Here is an 18,267-nt window from a genome sequence, read left to right as displayed (position 1 = left end):
CGCGGCCGAGGCCGCCGGGTGCCCGGTGACACCGTGCGGAACAAACCGGAGATATCACCTTTGCGTTGCTCCGTTACCGTCTGCCGACTTTCGCGTTGTCACAGCATGCGGGGCCGCGTGCTCCGCAGCCAACCTCGATCCTTGCAAGGAGTACTGATGTCGCGTATGACGAAGGTGGCCGCTGTGATGGCGGGCACCGGTGCCCTGATCGCCGGAGGCGCCGGGATGGCCTCCGCCGACGCCGGTGCGTCGGGCCTCGCCGCCGCCTCGCCGGGTGTCCTCTCGGGCAACCTCATCCAGGTTCCGGTGCACGTCCCGATCAACCTCTGCGGCAACACGGTCGACGTGATCGGGCTGCTCAACCCGAGCTTCGGCAACACCTGCGTGAACGCCTCCGGGGGCCACGAGACCGGCGGGGACTACGGCTACGGCCACTGATCTTCCTCCAGGAGAACGGCCGGTGTCCCTTCCGTCGGAAGGGACACCGGCCGTTTTCCGTGCCCGGAGCGGTTTCAGACGTACCGATAGAAACGGGTGTGGTCCAGGAGCTGGGAGGGCGCGACGTTCCACGGCGGCATCCGGTCGTCGATGCCGAACACCCGGTCGCGATCCGCATCGGGAGAGGACGGCTTCCGGCCCGGCAGGTAGCCGCCACGGGGATGTGCCTTCTGCCAGCGGGTCCAGAGCAGGTCCATGAACGCGTGGTGCAGCCAGAAGACCGGGTCGTCGGGTGAGCCGGCGCCCGCCATCGGCCCGCCGACCCACTGGTGCACCCGGTTGTGGTTGGCCACCGGGCGTGAGTCCCGGATGCCCCAGCCCTCGATCCGGTTCCGGAAGCCCTCGATGCTGACGCTGTTCCAGGGCTGAACGTCGTAGACCGGGTCGCTCAGCGCCCGGTCCACCTCCTTCTTCGTGGGCAGCGCGACCGGGTTGTGGGATCTGCCGAGGTCACGTGCCAGGAAGCGGTCGTCGGTCGTGCCGCCGCTCGTGCGCCAGTTGCCCTGCTCGTACGCGAACGGTCCGGTCATGACCTGCCGGTCGCCGGGCCTGCCGTTGCCGCCGAGGAGGTCGTCCGCCCACAGGGAGGAACTGGGCGTGTTGTCGACGGTCCAGTCCCAGTAGGGAATCGATACGCCCGGATCGACGGCCTGCAGGGCCCCTTCGAACTCCAGCAGATACCTGCGGTGCCAGGGGAAGAAGGAGGGAGTCATATGGGCGGGCCGGAGACGGTCCTCGGCATCCGACACATAGAACTCCTGGTGCATGACGACGAACTCGTCGTACCGCCCCGAGCGCTTGAGCCGCAGGAGGGCGTCGACCAGCCGCCGCTTCTCCGCCCGCGTGAGATCCCGCTGATTCTTTCGGTTGTACACCGGTGCTCGTCCTCCTGGTTCACATGCTGTGCGTCGTGGCGAGGGACAACTGGGACTGGCCGAGTTCATCGACCGCGGCGCGGGCCGTCTCGACCAGCGTCGGGAAGGACTCGTAGTGGTTGACATGACTCAGATAGGTCCCGTCGGCGCGCCGCATGATGTGCAGGGGCCTGCCGTCGATGAGGACCTCGATGTGCGTGGCGGCCGCGCGGGCATCACCCGCAGGTACCGCTCCCGCGGGCGCCGGTGCCGTCGTCGTCCCCCGGATGTCGCGCCCTCGGTACCTCTCGGCGAATCGCTCGGACCGCGGCCGTACGCCGCCGGCCGCCGTCCCCGCGCGGTTCGGCGACCCGGCACCGTGCGCCGCGACACCGTGCGGCGTCCCGGGCCCCGGCTCCGGGCGGGGCCCGGGGTCCGCGCCGCCGTCGAGAACGGGCACCAGCACTCCGGCCGTGCCCGCGACCATGCCCACCGTGAAGGCGGCACGCAGCACGATGCGGCGGGGCAGGAAGCGCGCTCCGGCCGTGGTGCCGCTCGTGTCCTTGGTCAGATCCATGGGTACGCAACCTGCCTCTCGTCAACTCTTACGGGTGCTGCCGAAGCCGGGGCCGACCGCGGCACGGTGTCGGGGCAGGGGCCGTCCGGACCCTGCGCGCCCGCCCGGTGTTCCGGCAATCGCGTGACATGGCGAGCCGACGGCCCGCGACTGCCGCGTCGTTCGCCGGACAGCGCGCGGCGGACCGGAACATGGCGTGCGAACTCTTGGAGGTGGTGGGCATGACCGTTCCGACCCGGACGTCCGGGGACCGCGTACCGCGCACGAAGGAGGCCAACCTCGCCGACCCGCTGTTCTGGCAACGGCCGCGCACGGAGCGCCTCAGGGCGTTCGCGCGGCTGCGTGAGCTGGACGCGCCGGTCGGCTTCACCCCCCGCGCCGGTGCCTCGCGCACCTTCGGCACCGCGTTCTACGCGCTGGTGAAACACGCGGACGTACGGGCCGCCAGCCGCAATCCCGAGATCTTCGCCAGCGCGCCGGGCGTCACCACCCCGGAGCCGGCGCGCTGGGCGCGGGCGGTGTTCGGGAACTCCATGGTCAACATGGACGGCGCCGAGCACGCGGCCATGCGCCGGATCATCTCCCGGTCCTTCACCCCGCGCCTGCTCGCCGCCGCCGAGGAGAACATCCACCGGGTCGCCCGGCAGCTGGTGGACGAGGTGGGCGCCGGCTCCGCCGCCGACTTCATGCCGTCGGCCCCCGCCCGTCTTCCGCTGGAGGTCATCTGCGACCTGATGGGCATCCCCGAGCACCACCGTCCGGAGATCGCCGCCCAGATCGATCACGCCTCGGAGCACGTCGGCGTACAGCGGCGGGGACGTGCCCGGCTGCGGGTGCCCGGACGCGGTCTGCGTTCCCTGGCCCGCATGCAGATCGTCATGGCGAAACTCGCCCGTGAGCGCCGCCGCCACCCCGAGGACGACCTCGTATCGGCTCTCGTGAACGCGGACATCGACGGCGAGGCACTGTCCTCGCGCCAGCTCGGCGCCTTCTTCTCCCTGCTGCTCGTGGCCGGTGTGGAGACCACCCGTAACGCCATCGCCCATGGCTTGTCCCTGCTCACCCTTCATCCGGAGCAACGCGAACTGCTGGAATCCGACTTCGACCGGTACATCGACGGCGCCGCGGATGAAATTGTCCGACATTCGACACCGATCATCCAGTTCCGCCGGACCGTCACGGCGGAATACTCCCTGGGTGGACGCACATTCCTCCCCGGAGACAAGGTCGCCCTCTTCTATGCCTCGGCAAACCGCGACGCAACAGTATTCACCGACCCCGATTCCTTCGACATCACCCGCTCCCCCAATCCTCACCTCGGATACGGCGGAGGCGGACCCCATCACTGCCTCGGGGCACACCTGGCCCGGCTGGAGATGAAGGCCCTGCTACGGGAATTGCTCACCAGGAAGAACGTCTTTCGACAGGTGGCGGAAGCAGAGCTTGTCGATTCGAATTTCGACAACCGGGTGCGCTCACTGCCCTTCACATTTCAACAGACCTGACCCCTGCCGAAACCCTCCCGGTCGAGATTCACTTGAATGGACCGGCCGAAACGCCGGAAATCATCAATGACTCTTTTCGGGCCCTGTGGTACCCGATGATGAAAATCTCCCCACATCGTCGAACCGGCCGGAGTTCCCCCGGAGCCAGGAGGAGTAATGCCCGCAAAGCGCCGTCTCATCAGTGCGTGCACCGCGGCGGTCGCGCTCAGCATCCTGGCCGGCGGCGGCATCGCCGGGCAGGCTCCGCCGAACCGGGACTCCGTCGACGGCGCCGCACCGGGCGCGCCCGGTGCGGGCGGTACCGCACACGGCGCCTACCTGGACTACGGGCCCGCAGGCGTACGAAGAATGGCCGGCCTGTCGCGCTGGCTCGGCGGCGCCGAGCTGCGCGCGGGGCACAGCTATCTGCCGGGCGATCTCTGGGTGAACATCGAGGGCAGACCGGAATTCCTGCGTTCCTGGGCGAACTGGCGGCGGGCGAAGGACAACCGGATGTTCGTGCTCAACACTCCCATGCTGGAGCGGAACGAGGAACACGTCCCGGACGCCGAGGTCCGCACCATGCTGCGCGCGGGGGCCGCCGGAGAATACGACGAGCACTTCCGCAAGCTGGCCCGACGACTGGTCTCCCTCGGTATCCCGGACACGGTGATCGTGCTCGGCTGGGAAATGAACGGCACCACGTACACACATCGCTGCAGCCCCGATCCCGCGTCGTGGAAGGCGTACTGGAAACGCATCGTCACCGCCATGCGCGAGGTGCCGGGCCAGCAATTCCGTTTCGACTTCGCCCCCAGCCGCGGGCGGGACGCGATTCCCTGGACCGACTGCTATCCCGGCGACGACGTGGTGGACATCATCGGCATGGACTCCTACGACCAGCCCCCCGGCGAGTCCTTCGACGACCAGATCAACGCACCCTACGGACTGCGGAAACACGTCGAATTCGCGGCCGAGCACAACAAACCCCTCTCCTATCCGGAGTGGGGCCTGTTCCGCAACGGCGACAATCCCGAGTACATGCGCCGCATGCTCACATGGATCGACCAGCACGATCCGGTGTACCAGACCCTCACGGACTACTGTCCGCACGGTGTGTGGCAATGCTCCGACAACCCGGAGTCCGCACGGGTGTACCGCTCCGTGCTCACCGGGCAGGCGGCACCGGCGGGCCCCGCCACCCCGTCCCCGACGCCGGCACCCTCCGCGCCCGTCCCGCCGACCCCGACCCCGGCCGTGCCGGATCAGGGTTCCCGCAGATGGTGCGTCACGCTTCCCTTCAGCGACTGGTTCGGCCATTGGCTGAGGGAACGCAGGATCTGCGTGCGCTACTGACCCGCCCATGGAAACGGCTCCGACTCCCTCGGGAGTCGGAGCCGTCCACCCACACGGGTCCAGCGCGGGGGAATGCGGGACGAGCGGTGCCCGTCGTCACGACAACGCGTGTGGGGACGGCGCGGTCACGCCGCCGAACGGGGGAAGCTCCCCGCCCACGACCACGCTCGTGCACATTCCCGGCCGAAGCGGGACCATGGAATCCCAGAGAGTGTGGTGAGGCGCATGGCAGCCGCCGCTGAGCAGCCCGACGCGGGCTCCGGCGCCCTGCCCTCCACGGGCCCGCAGAGCCCCTTCGACGCCTCCAACGACGCGACGGCCGTGATCGCCGGGGACGGGAAGGTCATCGGCTGGACCCAGGGGGCACAGGACCTTCTCGGGTACTCCGCCGCCGAGGTGACCGGCCGGTCCGCGGCCATGCTGCTGGCGGTCCCCGAGGACCCCATCCGTACGGCGGGTGTCGCCGAGCGGTGCCGGGCGGGGACGGGCTGGAGCGGACTGATTCCCGTGCGGTGCCGGGACGGCCGACGCATCGACATGGAACTGCGGGTGTCCGCGTCCTTCCGGATCGACGGCCGCGAGTGTTTCCTGGTGTCCGGCACGGAGCGCAAACCGCAGTGGACGATGCGCCAGTCCGTACTGGACGGCTTCCTCACCCGCTCGCCGGTCGGCATGGCGGTGCTGGACACGGAGCTGCGCTACCTCTGGCTCAACGACACCCTGGAGCGTCTGGGCGGTGTCCCCCGGGAGCAGCGTCTGGGCCGCCGGATGAGCGAGGTGCTGCCGGGGCTCGGGGCCGACCGTATCGAGGAGCTTATGCGGAAGGTCGTGGAAACCGGCGCACCGGTCACCGACTACGAGTACCAGGGCTGGAGCTGGGCCGATCCACATCGCCCGCACGCGTACTCGGCCTCGTTCTTTCCGCTGGTCGACGAGGAGCGGACCGTCACCGGCGTCTGCTACATCGTCCTCGACATCACCGACCGGTGGAACGCCCGGCGGCTGCTGTCCCTCGTCAATGAGGGCGGGGCCCGCATCGGCAGCACCCTGGACGTGCTGCGGACGGCTCAGGAGCTGGCCGACTTCGCCGTGCCGCGCTTCGCCGACCTCGTGTTCGTCGATCTTCTGGAGCCGGTCGTCAGCACCGATGAGCAGCGGGTACGGCTTTCCAGGACGCTGCGGGCGGCCGACGGGCCGGTGATGCGGCGGGCGGCCATGTGTTCGGTCCGGGAGGGCTGCCCGGAGGCGGTCGCGCGCATCGGGGAGCTGGTGGACTTCACTCCCCCGCCGCACGATCCGCGTTTTCTCATCGACGGCGAGCCGGCGCTCATCCCGGTACTCGACCCCACGAGTCCGATGTGGGCCGTGGATCAGCCCGCCAGGGCCGCGCGCATGCGGGAGTTCGGGCTGCACTCCCTCATCTGCGTGCCGATGCGGGCCCGCGACACCGTGCTGGGCCTCGCCACGTTCCTACGGTCGCGTAACCCGGTCTCCTTCGCGGAGGAGGACGTGGCACCGGCCCGCGAGCTGGTGGCACGGGCGGCGGTGGGCGTCGACAACGCCCGCCGCTACACCAGGGAACACACGGCGGCGCTCACGCTTCAGCACAGTCTGCTTCCGCAGACGCTCCGCAGCGGAACGGCCCTGGACGTGGCCTCCTCCTATCTGCCCGCGGACGCGAAGGACGGGGTCGGGGGCGACTGGTTCGATGTGATCCCGCTGTCCGGCGCCCGGGTCGGACTGGTCATCGGCGATGTCGTCGGCCACGGCATCAGCGCCGCCGCGACGATGGGCCGGTTGCGCACCGCGGTGCAGACCCTGGCCGACATGGACCTGGCGCCCGACGAACTGCTGGCCCGCCTCGACGATCTGGTGCTCCGGCTGAGCCAGGAGGAGTCCGACGACGAGGCCGCGGGCCCCGCCAGCACGACGGTGCTGGGCGCCACCTGTCTGTACGCCGTCTACGACCCCGTGACGCGCCGCTGCACCATGGCGCGCGCCGGGCATCCGCCTCCCGTGCTCGTCACCCCGGAAGGCGACGTCAGCTTTCCCGAGCTGCCCGCGGGGCCGCCGCTGGGGCTGGGAGGGCTGCCGTTCGAGGCCGTGGAGATCGAACTTCCCGAAGGCACTCTGCTCGGGCTGTACACCGACGGTCTGATCGAGGGCGCCGACCGGGACGTCGAACTCGGCATGTCCCGGCTCGGCCGCGCCCTGGCCCGGCCCGGCCTTGCCCTCGACACACTGTGCACCAGCGCCGTCGAGCAGCTGCTTCCCGTGCCGCAGCCCGACGACATCGCGCTGCTGCTCGCGCGCACCCACGCCCTGAGCAGCGACCAGGTCGTCTCGTGGGACGTACCCAGTGAACCGGCGGCCGTCGCCGGGACGCGAGCCCGCGCGGCCCGTCAACTGGAGACCTGGGGGCTGGCGGAGCTGGCGATGACCACCGAACTGATCGTCAGCGAGCTGGTCACCAACGCGATCCGGTACACCTCGGGGCCGGTACGCCTGCGGTTGCTGCGCCAGTCCGTCCTGATCTGCGAGGTCTCCGACGCGGGCAGCACGTCGCCCCGTCTCCGGCACGCCCGGACGACGGACGAGGGAGGGCGCGGCCTGTTCCTCGTCGCTCAGCTCGCCGCGCGCTGGGGCACCCGGTACGCGGCCCACGGCAAGATCATCTGGGCCGAGCAGAACCTTCCGGAGGACGAACCTCGTACGGGTCCTCCGGAGGACGAACCGCATACGGGGTGAGCCCGTCGCTGTCGCTCGCCGGCCCCGGAGGGAACACCTCCGAGCCCGGAACTATCGCTTGATCCGGGCGGCCGTCGGCAGGCCGAGCAGCAGGACGACGCCCGCGGCCACGGCGTGCGCGAGGTGGTGGCCCGAGAGTGTGGGGGTGCCGTGCCCGGCGGTGGCGGCCACGGCGGCCAGCACGGTCGGGCCCACGGCGCTGCCGATCTGCAGAGCGGTGACCGTCACCGCCGACGCGGTGCCGTGGGCCGCTTCCGGAACTCCTCTCAGACCGGTGACGCTGATGGCGGGGAAGGACAGCCCCTGCCCGATGCCGGTGATGACGAGCCCGGCGAAGACCGGCCACCAGTAAGTGGATCGGGCCCCGGCCAGGCACCACAGCAGCACTCCGCCCGCGGTCAGCAGCAGGCCCGCGACGAGGACGGGGCGGGCACCGAAGCGGGGGATCAGCCGGCCGGACACCAGCGCCGCGCAGGTGACGGCGATACTGACCGGCAGCACGGCGAGGCCGGAGGCGGCGGCGGACATGCCGCGCACCTGCTGGAGGTGGAGCGGCAGCAGGAACAGCGCACCGCTCACGCAGAAGTAGAAGGCCGCCCCCATGAGCGCGGCGGTCCGGACGCCGTCCAGGCGCAGCAGCGCCCGGTCGAGGAGCACCGCGTCGGCGGACCGGGTGCGGCCGCGCCGCCACCACACGGTCCCCGCCACCGCCGCGGACCCGAACGCGACGAGGAACATCCCGTCACCCGGCCGGGCCGCCAGGTCGGCGCCCAGGACGAGCAGGACGATCGCCGCCATGAGGGCACCGGCGCCGACCGGGTCGGGGCGGCGGGCCCGTTCCACCGTGCCGGTGGGCAGACACCGCACGGCGGCCGTGGCGGTGACCGCGGCGGCAGCCGCCTGCAGGACGAACACCCAGCGCCAGCCCAGCGCGTCGGTGATCACCCCGCCGAGTACGAGCCCGGCGCCGTAGCAGCCCGCCTGCGCGGACGCGTAGACGCCGAGCGCTCTCGACCGGGCGGTGCCCTCCGGGTACAGCTCGGTGACCAGGGCGGTGGCGGCGGGCATGGTGATCGCCGCGCCCGCGCCCTGCACCACGCGGCCCGCGGCGACCAGCCAGAAGGCCGGGGCGAGGAAGGCGAGCACGGCTCCGGCGACCAGCATCAGCAGGCCGGCGACCAGCACCCGGCGCCGTGGGAAGCGGTCGGCCATGGCTCCGCCGCAGAGCAGCAGTCCGGCGAACGCGAGCGCGTAGCCGGTCACCGCCCAGGACAGGCTCTGCGCCGAGGTGCCGAATGCGGCGCCCAGTGAGGGCAGGGCGCTGTTGAGTACGGCGACGCTCCCGGCGTCGAGCCCGGCGGCGGCGCTCAGGACGAGAAGGGGCAGGTGCCTCGGCACCACCGGCGCGCGGCCGAGTGTGGGGGCGGTGGACATGTACGGGCTCCGAAAGGCGTGGACGATGCGGACGGGGCACAGTCTTCGCAGGTCGGAGCAGGTGGACCAGATACCGGTCGGGGGTGGCCCCGGCAGGGCCACCCTCGGGGGCGCCGCCGGTCGGGGCGAGGGGAGATAATCGGGCGATATGGCTCCCGTACCCCCGGCCTCGCACGCAACGGCCCCGGCGGCCGGACCCGCGCGCGCCGCTTCTGCCCCCGCGACGCAGGGCCCCGCGGACTCCGGCGCCGCGCCTTCCGAGCCTTCCGGCGCCGCGCCTTCCGTGCCCTCCGCGCCTTCCGGTCCCGTGCCTTCCGCTGCCCTGGCCTCCGGCGCCATGCCTTCCGGTCCCGCCCTTTCCGTGACCGTGCCTTCCGTGTCCTCCGTGCCCGAGCCTTCCGCTGCCGTGGCCTCCGCTCGTGGTACTTCCGCGCCGCCGCTGCCCGAACTGGCGCACTTCCTGCGGTCGCGGCGGGCCCGGCTGACGCCGGAAAACGTGGGCCTGCCGCGTTCCGGGGCGCGCAGGCTGCCCGGTCTGCGCCGGTCCGAGGTCGCCGCGCTGGCCGGGATCAGCCCCGAGTACTACACCCGGCTGGAACAGGGCCGCCAGCGTCACCCTTCGGCGGAGGTCCTGGATTCCCTGGCCTCGGCGCTGCGCCTGGACGCCGACGCCCGACGCCATCTGCACCGCCTCACCCTCCGCGCGTCGCGGCGAGGCGAAAGCGGGGGCGACGCGGCCGGGGACCCCCTCCGCGTTCCGGCGGCGACGCTGCGCCTGCTGCGGACCACCACGGTGTGGCCCGCCTATGTCGTCAGTCCGGTGCGTGACGTGCTGGCCTGGAACGACGCGGCGGCCCGGCTGATCACCGACTTCGCCGCGCTGTCCGTCCCGCACCGCAACCTCGCCTGGTTCGCCTACGCCGACCCGTACTCCCGGGAGCTCTTCGTGGACTGGGACGCCGTGGCCCGCGGCAATGCGCACCGGCTGCGCGACGCGCTGGCCGCCGATCCCCACCAGGTGCGGGGCAACCGGCTGGTGGCCGAACTGGCCGCGCGCAGCGCGGAGTTCGCCGCCGCCTGGGAGGATCACGACGTACGCGGTCCGGGCACCGGCCACAAGGATCTCGACCACCCGGTGGCGGGGCGCCTGCGGCTCGACTACACGGTGTACGTGCTCCCCGGTGCGCAGGCGCTCGAACTGGTCGTCATGACGGCCCCGGAGGACTCACCCTCGTACCGGGCGTTGGAGACGGGCACGGCGGCCGGACCGGGCTGACCGGACTCCCCCGTCCGGGGCCGCCGGGGATCACACCGGGCGGTCGTCGACGCCCCGCGCGTACGAGCGCGGGCTGCCGCACCCCGGGGGGCTGAGCCTCCGTGACGCACGAGCGGCCCGTCACCTGCTTTCCGGATTCCGATGGGGGAGGTGGATGGAGCGGGCCGAGAAGGGCGTCTGGCGGTGTGGGGCCGCGGTGGGCGAATATGTCCGTACCGACCGTGCGCATGACATCCACGTGATCCGATCGAGCTGGGAGAGTCGATGACCCCCGTCGCCGCCACCGGAGTTGTGCCTCACCTCACCCCCGCGTTACCCGTTCCCCGCGGTCCGCTGTCGGCAGCGGTGGTCAGTGCACTGGCGAAGGGCCCCGCGAATCCGCCGGAGCCGCTTCCGGCGCACGACGTGGAGCGGATCGATCCGTACGGCGAGGATCTGACGCTGGCTCTCCACACCTGCTACGAGCTGCATTACCGGGGTTTCGCCGGTGTCGACCCGCTGTGGGAGTGGGATCCGGAACTGCTCAGGTTCCGGGCCGTGTTGGAGCGTGTGTTCCTGTCGGCGTTGCGCTCGGACGCCGGTGGCGGTGATGACGTCACCGCGGCGCTGGACGCGTTGCTCGTCGAGCCGGTACCCGGTGACGGGGTCTCGCATTTCCTTCGGGACTCCGCCGACTGGGGGCAGGTACGTGAGTACTTCGCGCACCGTTCGGTGTACCACCTGAAGGAGGCCGACCCACATGCCTGGGTCATTCCCCGTCTGCAGGGGCAGGCCAAGGCGTCCCTGGTCGCGGTCGAGTTCGACGAGTTCGGTGGGGGCCGCGCCGAGAACGCGCACGCGCAGATGTTCGCCGACCTCCTGGTCGGGGCAGGGCTGTCCGCCGCGTATCTGCACTATGCGGATGATGTCCCGGCGCCCGCACTCACCATCGTGAATCTGATGTCGATGTTCGGACTGCACCGACGACTGCGCGGCGCCCTGGTCGGTCACTTCGCGGCGGCCGAGATCAGCACGGCGCCGAGCGCGCAGCGGATCGCCCAGGCGCTGGACCGGCTGGGCGCGGACCCGGCGTGCACCCTCTTCTTCACCGAGCACGTCGAAGCCGACGCCGTGCACGAGCAGGTACTGCGTCGCGATGTCATCGGTGACCTGCTCCGGCGGGAACCCGAACTCACCGGTGATGTGGTGTTCGGCATCGCGGCCACCGAGCTGCTGGAGGGCAGACTGGCGGCCCACCTGCTCACCGCCTGGAGGACCGGTACGACATCTCTGCGCCGGCCGCTGCCCGAGCACTCAGTCGGGGGGTGATCCCCCGGCCTTGTCCTGCGGGGCCTGACGAACGCGTCGGCGGTGGCTGGTGTCACAGAACGGTGGGCGCCGGGTGCGCTGACAGACGCACAACGCGACCACGAACCGGTCCGAGACGACGGCCCGGCCGTCCCCGGTCACGATCTCGACCGGTCCTTCGACGAGCAGCGGTCCGCCGGGCACGACGGTGACCCGCCTCCGGTCCCGGTCGCGCGGGCCGTCCTCCGAGCCCATCTCCCGGTCCGGCTCCCGCTCCCGGCCCGGTTGCGCGCCACGTTCCGGTTGCGCGCCACGTTCCGGTTGCGCGCCACGTTCCGGTTGCGCGCCACGTTCCGGTTGCGCGCTACGTTCCGGAGTCCCGCCGGTCACCGCGGATCACCACCAGCTCCTCGTGACGTTGTCCCGCCCTGATCATTCCCTGGTCCTGGAGCAGTGCGACGCGGCCGTTCATGACCGGGCCGAAGGGCACGGTCCGCCGGGCCACCACGGCGGCCTTCAGTCCGCCCGCGTGCAGCAGGTCCACCGTGGTGCCCACCCCGCACACGGCGGAGTGCACGAGCAGCAGCATGCCGCCGTTGGAGAGCAGCTTGGGGGCGTTGGCGCACAGGGGATCCAGCAGGGCCCGCCCGTCCCGTGCGGCGTCCCAGGCCCTGCTCGGTCCGCTCCGGGGGAGCTCCCGCCGCGGGGACGGTACGTACGGCGGGTTGGCGAGTATCACGTCGAACTGCCGACGGGCGGGGAATGTCAGGGCGTCGCGGCGTTCGACCCGGACCGGGAGGCCGCGTACGCGGGTGTTGAACCGCGTCGCCAGGGTGGCCCGGAGCGAGATGTCCACGGCTGTGATGTGTCCCGCCCCCGCGTTGGCCGCCGCGACGGCCAACGCGCCGGTACCGGTGCACATATCGAGAACTCGTGCGCCATGAGGGATTCCGGCGTCACGCAGAGCCTGAACCAACAACCACGTATCCGCTTGGGGCCGGTACACACCCGGGGGTCTCAGTAACCACACGGCGCGATCCGTACATCGCGGGAATCGGCCTGACTCCTCTCAGATCTCATCGGCCGCCTCTCGACGGCCGGATGAACGGGTGAAGAGAAAGATGCCGTACTGCCATTCCTCGTCGGTCCACTGTGCGCGCAGCTCAAGACCTCGTGCGGTGACGTCGGCCACGAACTGCTCGCGCCGGAACTTGTGGGACAGGCCGACGTTGAGCGAGTCGCCCCGCCGCAGATTCAGCTCAAGATCCAGCTCGTGAAGCGCGACGGAATGGTCCTCGGTCGCGTAGACGCGGGCCTCGACGGTGCCGGTGACGGAGTCGAAATGTGCTCGCGTGGAGAAATTCCGCGCGTCGAAATTTCCGCCGAAACGCCGATTGAGGTGGTCCAGATGATTGAGCCGGAACGGCGTGAAGGCGGAGCGGTCGGCCGGATCGTTGTAAGCGGATTCGAGTATGCGGGCCGGCTTCAGCAGGTCGACCGACACCAGGAATCCGTCACCGGGTCGAAGCGTGCCGACGATCTCGGAAAGCAGCTTGTCGCGCTCCTCCAGCGGCATATTGCCGAAATTGCTCCCGAGGAACGACACCGTCAACGGCTCGGGCACGCTGTCCCGCAGCCAGGCCAGCCCCGCCTCGTACCGGCCCCACAGCCCCCGTACCCGCAGGCCGGGCAGTTGGGCGGTCAGATCGCGGCCGCTGGCCTCAAGCATCTCGCGGCTGACGTCGATCGGCAGATAGCAGGTCGCGCGACGCTCGACGCAGGCCGCCAGCAGCAGACGGGTCTTCTTCGCGCTCCCGCTGCCCATTTCCGCCAGCGGCCCGCCCCCGATCAGGTCCGCGATCTCTCCGGCATTGCGCTGCAGCAGCCCGTACTCGACGCGGGTGAGGTAGTAGTCGGGCAACTCGGTGATCAACTCGAAGAGATCCGACCCGCGCGCGTCATATCCGAAGTGCGCGGGAATCCTTGGCGGATTCTCCCGCAGACCGGCCAGGAGAGCCGACCGGTCGTCCCAGAAAGCCGCACCCTCGTCAACAGCCACGATGTCGACCTGACTCAGCGACATGATCTCTCCCCTGGCTCATCGGACCGCGCCTCCCCAGGCGGCGGCCGTAGTTCCGTGCCCGTCTTGCGCGCGCCGATCGAACAGGACGAAAAAGCGGCTTGCCTTACGGCCGCACCCGTGGAGCCTGCCACTGCGCGAGAGGACGCAAACGGATTAACTCAGCCACATCGCGAACCTCCCACCATCGCATATGCCAGAGGCCGTATTTCACCCGCGGCGGCCTCTGCGCTTTCCGCCGAACCGAACGTCCCGACGTCACCGGCGGACGCGATACCCCCGCCGCCCGCCTTCGAGCAGGTGCGCCGGACATTGCGTCACCGTGCGTCATATCGGCTCCCGCACTTCCGGTCCGGACCGGTCTCGGGAGGTGAATTCCGTTGTCTTCCGGTGCGGTTGGTGTAGCTGGCACCACCGGGATCGGGGGGAGAGCTGTAGTGAGTTCGGATGTGCGCGCATCTAGCGTCTGACGGTGTGAGAAACGACCGGAACAGAGCGAGAGGACTCCCCATCAAAGCGAGACAACGTGCGCGGTACGCAACGGCGTTAGCCGTGGCCGTCGACCCCGACCGCGCCCGGTGGTCCACCGCCCGTGGCGCCACCCACCGAACGCACCAGCTCAAGGAGACCCCGTGAACACCCTCCGCCCGGCCGTGCGCCGCGCCTCGGCCGCGGGCCTCGCGCTCGCCGCCTGCCTCACCGCTTCCCCCGCCGCGGCCACGGCCGCCGCACCCCCCGGCACGGACCGCGACCGCGCCACGACGGCCACCGACGCCACCGGGACCGGGCTCGACCGCTACTACCGCCAGCACCTCGACTGGGGAACCTGCGTCAAGGGCCCCGACGACACGATGGGCCGGGACCTGGAGAAGGCCGGCGTACGGTGCGCGGACGTGACCGTACCGCTCGACTACGCCGACCCCCGGGGCCGTACGATCACCGTCGCGATATCCCGGCTCAAGGCCACCGACACCCGCCGCCGGATCGGCTCGATCCTCCTCAACAACGGCGGTCCCGGCGGTTCCGCCCTCGAATCACCGCCGGATGTCCGCAAGGCGATGAAGCGGGTCGGACCGCGCTACGACATCATCGGCTTCGACCCGCGTTTCGTCGGCCGCAGCACCCCGCTGGACTGCGACTGGCCCGTCGGTACCTCCATCTCCTCGGCCGGTCTCGGCCGGGCGTCGTTCGAGCGACAGGTCACCCACCACAAGAGCCTGGCCGACAAGTGCCGCGCCACGAACGCGTCGGTGCTGCCCCACGTCAGCACCCGCAACACGGCCCGCGACATGGACGTCATCAGGGGCACGCTCGGCGAGCGGAAGATCTCCTACCTGGGCTACTCGTACGGTACTTACCTGGGCACCGTCTACACGCAGATGTTCCCCGGCCGCTACGACCGCATGGTCCTCGACGGAGCGCTCGCCCCGCAGGACTACAGCCCCCGGCTGCTCCAGGGCGCCGAGGGCGAGAACGAGCGGGCGCTCTCCGACTGGGCCGCCTGGGCGGCGGAGCGCGACGCCGCATACGGCCTCGGCCGCACCCGCGCCGAGGTGCTCACCACCGTCGATCGGGTCTACGCGGCGTCGGCGCGCGGCCCGCTGACCGTCGGCACCGCCCCCGATGTCTTCCGCATCGACGACACCCAGGTGCCGTTCCTCCTGATCGCCGGGGTCGCTGACGACAGCGAAGGGGAGCGGGCCGCCTTCGGCGAGCAGGTGTCCGTGCTCGCCAGGGCCGCGGACGGCCGGCCGACCCGGCTGTCGCCGCAGTTCGCGGCGATGCTGCGGCGTGCGCTGATGGGTGAGGACGCACAGTCGGGCAGCGTGCAGTCCGCGATCATCTGCGGGGACAAGGCGGCGCCGCGCGACCCGGAGGTCTACTGGCGGGACATCGAACGCAGCCGCGCCGCGCACCCGCTGTTCGGCCCGCTGGCCAACAACATCGGCCCGTGCGCCTTCTGGGACCGGCCGCGCGAGAAGCCCACGCAGGTGCGGCGCGACGCCGCGGCGCTGATCGTGGCCGCCACCGGTGACCCGCGTACGACCTACCGGAGCAGCGTCGAGCTGCACCGCATGCTGCCGAGCTCCCGGCTGATCACGCTCAAGGGTGCCAACCGCCACGCGGTCTACGGCCTTTACGGCAACGCCTGCGTGGATGCCGAGGTCAACACGTACCTGGCCACCGGCAAGCTGCCGGCGCACGACCGGACCTGCGTCAAGCAGACCGGCTGAGTCGGCCGGAGCCTGTGACGGGCGCGGCCGGGCCTGCCCCGGCCGCGCCTGCGCCGCTTGCCGTACGGGCGCGCTTCGCCGCGCCCGGCGTTCCGCGTCCGCCGAGGGGGCGGTACGCACACGAGGTTAGGGTAACCTAAGTTCATGCCGATCACCCTTCCCCGTCACCAGCGCGGCGAGGCCCCCTCGACAGTCCCGCTCCAGTGGGCCGAACCGCCGGGCGGTGGCGGCGAGGTGGCCGACCCCTATCTGCTCACCACCTCGGTCTTCGACGGCACCGGACCGAAGGGGCCGCCGACCTCCGCGGTGCACACGCACACCGACGCGCTCCTGGTCTGGCCGCACTTCGGTTCACTGACGCTGCACACGCGCACCACGGTGCGCCGGCTCATACCCGGACAGGGGGCCTGGCTGCCGCCCGGCACCCCGCACGCCGCGTTCCACGAACCCGGCAGCGTCTGCTGCTACACCTATGTGGCGCGGGCCGCCGCCCCGCCGCGGTGGTCGTCCCCGCGTCCGATGAAGGTGGGCCGCGCGCTCCAGGAGATGCTGCTCCATCTCGACGCGACCTCGATGCCCGACGATCTCCGGCTGCGGACGCAGCGCGTCATCATCGAGATGCTGGAGGAGGACACGCATCCGGTGATCGAGGTACCCGTACCGGAGGACTGGCGGATCCGGGTCCTTGCCGACGATGTCATGCGCGACCCGGAGAGCGACCGCTCACTGGAGGAATGGGCGGCCCGGCACGCCCTGAGCGTACGCACCGTCACCCGGGCGTTCGGCCGCGATGTCGGGATGCCGTTCACCCGGTGGCGTTCGCTGGTACGGATGTCCGTCGCCACGGCGCTGCTCGCGCAGGGGCGCCCGGTCAATCTCGTCGCGCACCGCTGCGGCTACTCGACCACGAGTGCGTTCTCCGCCGCCTTCCGCCGGGTGACCGGGGCCAGTCCGACCGAGTATCTGCGCGAGCAGACCGTACCGGTACCGGCCGGCCGCTGAGCCGGCCCGGCGGGTGAGACCCGCCGGTGACCGCGCCCCCTCACCCCTCCCCCGCCCGTTCACCGGCACCAGATGTGTGCCGGGGACGGGCTTTCGGCCGTTGCCGCCCGGCACGATGGTCCCCGGATCCGCGCCCCGCCGGACATTCGGCGGGATGTGGCCGATTCGCGACGCACCCTGACCGCTCCGCGACCCCCACGGGACTCCCGCCTCCCTAATGTCTCCTTAGGTAAGGGTTGCCTTACTTTCTGGTGCGCGGAGTCGTGCACCGTATGACACCCCGCCTTCGGTGGTTTTCCCCCACCCGTGCCACGTCGCACCGAGCGCGGTCAGCATTCAAGGAGAGACATGTCCACATTCACCCCGGCCCGACGCGGACCGGGCGCCCTGGCCCGCGCGCTGGCCGTGGCGGTCGCCGCCGTCGTCGTCCTGACGGGCTGCGGCGGCAACGCGTCCGATTCCGACTCGGCCGAGGCGAAGCCCGGTGCCGCGGCGGCCGGCTTCCCCGTGAGCATCAAGCACGGCCACGGGACCACGACGATCAAGCAGAAGCCCAAGCGCGTCGTGGCGGTCAGCTGGATGTCGCTGGATGTGGTCGCGGCGCTGGGTACGGTCCCGGTCGGCGTGGACAAGCAGTGGGGCGGCGACAAGCAGGGGTACACGCCCTGGTTCCGCGGCACGGTCGAGAAGCTCGGCGGCCCCCTGCCCGAGACGCTGAACTACGGTGACGCGGGCGAGATCGACTTCGAGCAGATCCTCTCGCTGGAACCCGACCTCATCGTCGGGCTGTACTCCGGCATCAGCGACGTCGACTACAAGCGCCTCTCCGAGATCGCGCCCACCCTTCCCTACCTGAAGAAGCCGTGGGACGGCGGGACCTGGCAGGAGATGACCCGCACCATCGGCGCGGCGCTGGGCGAGACCGAGAAGGCCGAGAGCCTGGTCACGGACGTCCAGGGGCAGTTGGCCTCCGTCGCCTCGGACCACCCCGAGTTCAAGGACACGACGTTCACCTACGGGGTCGCGCTGACACCCGGCTCGACGGACCTCGGCCTCTACGTCGACTACGACGCCCGGGTCCGGCTGCTGACCGAGATGGGCTTCAAGAACACCCCGTCGATGAAGGCGATCGCCTCCACCGTCAAGGGCACCAACTGGTACGGCGGGATCAGCCTGGAGAAGCTCGACAGCATCGAGGCCGACATCTTCGTCGGCTGGGCCAACGGCCCCGACGAGGTCCCCTACACCCTCAAGGACCCGCTGTTCACCCGCTGGAAGCCGATCGCCGGGAAGCACTACGCGTTCGTCCAGGACCCGGCGATGGGCATGGCCACCAGCGGACCGTCGGTGCTCTCCATCCCCTGGGCGATCGAGCGCTACGTCCCGATGCTCGTCGACGCCGTCTCGGGCAAGGGCAACACCGGCGCGGACAAGTGA

Annotated in this window: 15 protein-coding genes; 9 read left to right on the top strand and 6 right to left on the bottom strand. The window is 70.9% G+C overall.

Annotated features, from left to right (window positions below):
* The first annotated feature begins 156 nt into the window (after window positions 1–156).
* The gene (locus tag A6A29_RS18970; RefSeq protein WP_073721282.1) at window positions 157–438 is read left to right on the top strand and encodes a chaplin; all 282 of its coding nucleotides are present in this window, start codon (window positions 157–159) and stop codon (window positions 436–438) included.
* Window positions 439–512: 74 nt separating this feature from the next.
* Here the strand turns inward: A6A29_RS18970 and A6A29_RS18965 are convergent, their stop codons facing one another.
* Both A6A29_RS18965 and A6A29_RS18960 read right to left on the bottom strand, forming a co-directional pair.
* Complete coding sequence (locus A6A29_RS18965; RefSeq protein ID WP_073721281.1) at window positions 513–1,373, bottom strand: tyrosinase family protein; 861 nt, start codon at window positions 1,371–1,373, stop codon at window positions 513–515.
* A gap of 19 nt (window positions 1,374–1,392) precedes the next feature.
* Window positions 1,393–1,929, bottom strand: a complete 537-nt coding sequence (locus A6A29_RS18960; protein ID WP_073721280.1) for a tyrosinase family oxidase copper chaperone — start codon at window positions 1,927–1,929, stop codon at window positions 1,393–1,395.
* A 221-nt stretch (window positions 1,930–2,150) separates the two neighbouring features.
* Here A6A29_RS18960 and A6A29_RS18955 point away from each other — a divergent pair, with 221 nt between their 5' ends.
* The 3 genes from A6A29_RS18955 to A6A29_RS18945 all read left to right on the top strand — a co-directional run bounded on the left by A6A29_RS18955 (window position 2,151) and on the right by A6A29_RS18945 (window position 7,517).
* Window positions 2,151–3,434, top strand: coding sequence for a cytochrome P450 (locus A6A29_RS18955; RefSeq protein ID WP_073721770.1), 1,284 nt, complete (start codon window positions 2,151–2,153; stop codon window positions 3,432–3,434).
* 156 nt (window positions 3,435–3,590) lie between these two features.
* On the top strand, window positions 3,591–4,769 hold the full coding sequence (locus A6A29_RS18950) for a glycoside hydrolase family 26 protein (RefSeq protein ID WP_073721279.1): 1,179 nt from the start codon (window positions 3,591–3,593) through the stop codon (window positions 4,767–4,769).
* A gap of 225 nt (window positions 4,770–4,994) precedes the next feature.
* Window positions 4,995–7,517 carry a SpoIIE family protein phosphatase gene (locus tag A6A29_RS18945; protein WP_073721278.1) on the top strand — a complete coding sequence of 841 codons (2,523 nt, stop codon included), beginning with the start codon at window positions 4,995–4,997 and terminating at the stop codon, window positions 7,515–7,517.
* A gap of 51 nt (window positions 7,518–7,568) precedes the next feature.
* On the opposite strand, the gene A6A29_RS18940 is transcribed toward A6A29_RS18945, so the two are convergent.
* A complete protein-coding gene (locus tag A6A29_RS18940; RefSeq protein ID WP_073721277.1) occupies window positions 7,569–8,951 on the bottom strand; it encodes an MFS transporter in 1,383 nt (460 codons plus the stop codon).
* A gap of 385 nt (window positions 8,952–9,336) precedes the next feature.
* On the opposite strand from A6A29_RS18940, the gene A6A29_RS18935 reads away from it, so the two are divergent.
* Window positions 9,337–10,227: a helix-turn-helix domain-containing protein gene (locus A6A29_RS18935; RefSeq protein WP_158074417.1), complete on the top strand. Its 891-nt coding sequence runs from the start codon at window positions 9,337–9,339 to the stop codon at window positions 10,225–10,227.
* A gap of 264 nt (window positions 10,228–10,491) precedes the next feature.
* Complete coding sequence (locus A6A29_RS18930) at window positions 10,492–11,535, top strand: iron-containing redox enzyme family protein (protein WP_073721276.1); 1,044 nt, start codon at window positions 10,492–10,494, stop codon at window positions 11,533–11,535.
* Here A6A29_RS18930 and A6A29_RS18925 read toward each other — a convergent pair.
* The 3 genes from A6A29_RS18925 to A6A29_RS18915 form a co-directional block, all read right to left on the bottom strand.
* On the bottom strand, window positions 11,521–11,769 hold the full coding sequence (locus A6A29_RS18925; RefSeq protein WP_073721275.1) for a CDGSH iron-sulfur domain-containing protein: 249 nt from the start codon (window positions 11,767–11,769) through the stop codon (window positions 11,521–11,523). The two genes, A6A29_RS18930 and A6A29_RS18925, sit on opposite strands and share 15 nt — an antisense overlap.
* A 109-nt stretch (window positions 11,770–11,878) precedes the next feature.
* A complete protein-coding gene (locus tag A6A29_RS18920; RefSeq protein ID WP_338012883.1) occupies window positions 11,879–12,520 on the bottom strand; it encodes a HemK2/MTQ2 family protein methyltransferase in 642 nt (213 codons plus the stop codon).
* Between the two features lie 63 nt (window positions 12,521–12,583).
* Window positions 12,584–13,597: an L-histidine N(alpha)-methyltransferase gene (locus tag A6A29_RS18915; RefSeq protein ID WP_073721273.1), complete on the bottom strand. Its 1,014-nt coding sequence runs from the start codon at window positions 13,595–13,597 to the stop codon at window positions 12,584–12,586.
* A gap of 629 nt (window positions 13,598–14,226) precedes the next feature.
* Between A6A29_RS18915 and A6A29_RS18910 the strand changes: the two genes are divergently transcribed.
* From A6A29_RS18910 to A6A29_RS18900, 3 genes are all read left to right on the top strand, one after another.
* The gene (locus A6A29_RS18910; protein WP_073721272.1) at window positions 14,227–15,828 is read left to right on the top strand and encodes an alpha/beta hydrolase; all 1,602 of its coding nucleotides are present in this window, start codon (window positions 14,227–14,229) and stop codon (window positions 15,826–15,828) included.
* Window positions 15,829–15,972: 144 nt separating this feature from the next.
* Window positions 15,973–16,830, top strand: coding sequence for a helix-turn-helix domain-containing protein (locus tag A6A29_RS18905; RefSeq protein ID WP_073721271.1), 858 nt, complete (start codon window positions 15,973–15,975; stop codon window positions 16,828–16,830).
* A gap of 348 nt (window positions 16,831–17,178) precedes the next feature.
* On the top strand, window positions 17,179–18,267 hold the full coding sequence (locus A6A29_RS18900; RefSeq protein WP_073721270.1) for an iron-siderophore ABC transporter substrate-binding protein: 1,089 nt from the start codon (window positions 17,179–17,181) through the stop codon (window positions 18,265–18,267).

It is taken from the genome of Streptomyces sp. TSRI0281 (genome assembly GCF_001905125.1).
Classification (GTDB): Bacteria; Actinomycetota; Actinomycetes; order Streptomycetales; family Streptomycetaceae; genus Streptomyces.
This window is presented reverse-complemented; position numbering and strand designations above follow the sequence as displayed.